A 4,213-nucleotide genomic window follows, 5' to 3' on the forward strand; every position below is an offset into this window, starting at 1 on the left:
GATATGTACGCTTACGGCGCATACAACGACGGCAAGATGAGCGACTATATCCCCACAGACGAGGAGATCGCAAAGTCACTTGCAAATCTTCCCAAGATCAACGGCTGATCTCATAATTAAATATGTATCTATGCGGGCATCCGCCCCTACATTTTCAGCCTTTATCCGTTAATTTGTAGGGGGCGATGCCTAACAGGCAACCGTACCCTATGTCCTTCGGACATCTCCCTGTACATCAGGGAGTCACCTACATTGCTCCGCGCTTTACCATTATATGTAAAATGAAAAGCTCCGCATATTGCGGAGCTTTTTTAGTTATGAACCGAGCTTTAAACGTCATACGATACCATTGCCCAGCCGTCGTCCAACACCGGTTCTTTCTCTGATGGCGGAGTACGATAGCTTGATACATTATCAAGGGATAATTCATCAAACTGTGCGGCTGTTGCATAGAATATCAGAGCTTTCTGAGCTTCACTGTATTCATATCTGATATTCTGCTGTTCAAGCTGCGGGATAGTCGCCTGTATCATTTCATAATTATATGCGTCAATAGCTTCGTGAAGAACTTTATAGGCATGATCCTGCGTTCTGAGCTCATTCTCGTATTCTGCCTGATCTTCAAGTAATTTATCTCTCAGGAATTCGCCGTCCACGATATACTTTGCAAGGAAATCCTCTCCGTAGAAGCTGAGCGTTCTGTAATAAAAATCCTTGTCCCATTTCTCGCCGTCAGGTGCGCCTGTTGTGTACAGTGCCTCACCGTATTTCAGCTTGTCGCCTACCTTTATAAGCTGACCATACTTTTCGGCAAGAGCTGAGTTTTCTTCCCATTCTTTCCGGTACTGCTCTATGGTCTTTCCGTTATATACGTAATTATAGTCAGTTCCGTAATTGGGTGTAATAGCTATCTCAGCGTCTGTATCCGCATTGTCACGCAGCTTGCTGTAAAGACTGAATGTGACTCTTTTTCCTCCCTCTGTTGTCAGACCTGCATCAGTAGTTGTGGCAGACTGTCCTTCTACAGGAGTTTTGTCTTCCTTATCCAGTCCGAGGAGCTTTTTCTGTATAGCAAGGGCGTCGCCTACTGTAAGACCGTCGCCGTCATTGTCTCCGTTGAGTCTGCCGAGAGCGGTGAGATGATGGTAGGGGTCATTACCATTTTCGCCGTACTTGTCGGGATTTGCAAGAGCCTGCATTATAAGCACAGCATCTGACATATCCACCTGACAGTCGCAGTTGGTGTCACCCTTGAATATATCGGGCTCGCTCGATATCAGAGACAAATTTTTGATATCGCTGAACTTAGAAGGATATATCGTAAGGATACCTCTTTCGTAGGTCACTTCAAACACCATTCCCGGGGCAGGAGCAACTCCGGTGTCGATATAACTCATCGGTACAGAAAATTTATCACCAACTTTATACTCCTGCGAGTTCATATCGGGGCGTACAATAAGTTTTTTGTCGTTTACATCAAGGACTGTGACTTTTACCTTGTATGATGTTTCGTTCTCTGTCTGCTCTGCCGAGCTCACTTCAATATATACATATGCACCGAAAGCACAGCCCGCAGCTGTAACATATATTTCTGCTTTGCCCTCTTTAAGAGCTGTTACAGTAAATGTGTCTTTTCCTTCTTCATAGTCTATTGATATACAATCCGAGCTTGTGTTCACTTTACCGTTTTTAGCTGTTTTAGTTTCAGGATTGTAAAACTTCACTTCTCGTTTTTCGCCTGTTTTCATAGGTGATTTGTCATATTCGACCTTAACTGCGTAATCAATTATAGCTGTCGTCGTAGTCGTGGTATTTACAGGCTGCGACATTACCGCAGAAGTACCGTCAACTATGAGGACATTGCCCTCCGAGTCAAGTATCCTTCCCTTAGCATCGGTAGCATAAGTTGACGTGACCGTTGTGCCTGTCGATATCTTGGTAGTGGTTGTGGTAGTGTTATTTGCGGTCGTTGTTGTAGGTGTAGTTGCAGTTACGTCGTTATCAGCGTCCTTCTTTGCAAGCGGAACGATCATATAATCGTTGTAAAGCGCATAAGTATATACGTCGCCTACCGCACAGTCAAGGGGATCAACGGTAAGTGTTGAAGCAAAAGTGCTCAGCCCGTAATAATATTCCTTACCCTCTGAATCCTTGTATCTTATGCTCCAGTGTGCTGAACCGTCGTATGTCTTGCTTGTGACTGTCAGTTCCTTCTGCTCCATAAAGTCTTCACATTTGCCGACCTTATCAAGCTTTGCACTCTCGTCAAGCTGATAGTAGTAAGCCATTGCATATACGGGATCATCAGGTGCAGCCATGACCTTAGTCATAGAAGCTTCACCGTCAGCGATAAATACATCTCCGTAAGAGATATCGGCAGGTGCGTCCTCCCATACTACCTTATCGACCTGATAGCCGCCATCGGCTTTGTGGGCAAAATACCTGAGCTGTGTGGACTCTCCTCCGTATGTACCTACTGCAACAAAGAAATTCTCGGCTTCAAATTTTGCTTCCTCTGCCGCTGACTGATACTCCTCCGCGGTCACTGCCGAAAAAGCGCCTGCACTTAACGGGAGCGTATTTACAGCAAGGATCGAAGCAGTAACTACTGCCAATAAACTTTTTTTCATAAGATCAACTCCTTTTCTGAAATTCGGGCGTTAATATATCCTTTACTTATTAGACGGAGCAACAGCTGGTTTCTCTCACCCTTTTAAAAAATTTTTTTGCACGGACTCTGTGTCACCTTAATAATAGCATAAAAACCCCCTGAAATCAACAAGCCGTGAATTATAATTCATATATATATGAATTGCATATATCGTCAAAATCGCGGTATTGCTGCAAATGTCCGCCTTATCTGCACTAATTACACTAAAAAGCAGCTATGCTCAGATAAAGTTTGTGAATATTTTATCTTGCATTATCCGCCGAAAATGTGTATCATAATATGTGCAGACGTATAAAAGAAACAGCCAAAAGAAAGGATAAATATGAACAAAAGAAAGCCGATCTGCCTTATGGCAGCCGCTTTGCTGTGCTTTTCGGCAGCTTCCTGCGGCGATAAAGATAAAAAAACCGACAGCAGTCAGGTGACAGCTGTCACGACTTCCGCCGATACAACAGCTGTAACGACAGAGCCTGCCGCCACAGCTTCGGAAGCTTCAACAGAAGCGGAAACAACGACAACTGCCGAGGAGACTACTGCCGAAGTAACTACTGATGCTTCGGATGACCGCCTTGCAGACGCAGTTAATCTCTTTGAAGCCGTTAATACTGCGGATATGATGCAGGCAGGCGCGGGGATAGAGGTCGATGAAGAGCTCGCAAAGGAATTCAGCCTGAAAATAAACGAAAGCACGGTCTCGTCCGTGTATTTCATGGTCACGGATACACGTTTCAAAAGCCTCGAACAGGTAAGGCAGTTCGTTAACGACTCGCTTTGCGGCGAGCTCCTTGAAAAATACAAGAATATCTACGAGGGCGATAACGCCGCCTTCAAGGAGTACAACGGCTATCTTTACTTCACCCACGAAGGAAGAAGCAGCGGATTTGAGTACACCTCCACTCCCGAGATAACGGAGTCCTCCGAAAATGCCTTTACTGCAAAGGTTTCCGTAAACAGCCTCGGGACCTCCGAGGTATTCACACTGAAAGCCGTTAAGCAGGACGATAAATGGAAGGCAAGCTCCCTGACGATAAACAAAAATCAATGACAGGTCAGAGGATATAGAACAAGCCCCGAGGCTAAGACGGATACCCATATAGAAGTTTTGCCCCCAAGCGTTTATGCGCTTAGGGGCATTATATTTTATTTTATACGGTTGCTAAGATAAATCAGAATTTGTCATCAATCAGCAATAAAACCATACTTTTCAAGAAATGAATAATGAAAGCCCTTCTTCTTGATGTAGGCATAAAATGTCTTTCGCCCTTCTTTAGTAAGATCATCAAGTTCTTCGTATTTCAAATAATCCAATCCACCTGTTTCCGTAGATAAAATATCTCCAACATGAAAATTGTGCTCTTCATCAAAACCAAACCAGTCAACAGAAACAACCCAAGGATCGCCCTCTTGAAAAGGACATTCCAAAGTAATATGATCTTTGTCTGCTGAGAGCACTGCCCATGTATCTATCGTAATCATTGAGCACCTCACAGTCGAGTAGACCTACACCTTACAATGTAAGCCCCTCACAGATCCGGACGTGCG

3 protein-coding genes are annotated in these 4,213 nt (G+C 44.4%); 1 reads left to right on the plus strand and 2 read right to left on the minus strand.

All coding sequences use genetic code 11. The features are described 5' to 3' along the window. Positions 1-329: 329 nt before the first annotated feature. Positions 330-2,630 (minus strand): dockerin type I repeat-containing protein, encoded by a 2,301-nt coding sequence (locus Q0R37_RS15270; RefSeq protein ID WP_294755454.1) that lies wholly within the window; start codon positions 2,628-2,630, stop codon positions 330-332. Positions 2,631-2,993: 363 nt separating this feature from the next. Between Q0R37_RS15270 and Q0R37_RS15275 the strand changes: the two genes are divergently transcribed. Beyond that, positions 2,994-3,716 (plus strand): hypothetical protein, encoded by a 723-nt coding sequence (locus Q0R37_RS15275; RefSeq protein WP_294755455.1) that lies wholly within the window; start codon positions 2,994-2,996, stop codon positions 3,714-3,716. A 134-nt stretch (positions 3,717-3,850) separates the two neighbouring features. Here the strand turns inward: Q0R37_RS15275 and Q0R37_RS15280 are convergent, their stop codons facing one another. Next, on the minus strand, positions 3,851-4,147 hold the full coding sequence (locus Q0R37_RS15280) for a hypothetical protein (RefSeq protein WP_294755456.1): 297 nt from the start codon (positions 4,145-4,147) through the stop codon (positions 3,851-3,853). Positions 4,148-4,213: the final 66 nt, after the last annotated feature.

The organism is uncultured Ruminococcus sp. (assembly GCF_946415235.1).
GTDB lineage: Bacteria > Bacillota > Clostridia > Oscillospirales > Ruminococcaceae > Ruminococcus.

Excerpts from the sequence above, each read along its gene's own strand:
- Q0R37_RS15270 (WP_294755454.1), bottom strand. The coding sequence starts at position 2,630 with ATGAAAAAAAGTTTATTGGCAGTAGTTACTGCTTCGATCCTTGCTGTA.
- Q0R37_RS15275 (WP_294755455.1), top strand. The coding sequence starts at position 2,994 with ATGAACAAAAGAAAGCCGATCTGCCTTATGGCAGCCGCTTTGCTGTGC.
- Q0R37_RS15280 (WP_294755456.1), bottom strand. The coding sequence starts at position 4,147 with ATGATTACGATAGATACATGGGCAGTGCTCTCAGCAGACAAAGATCAT.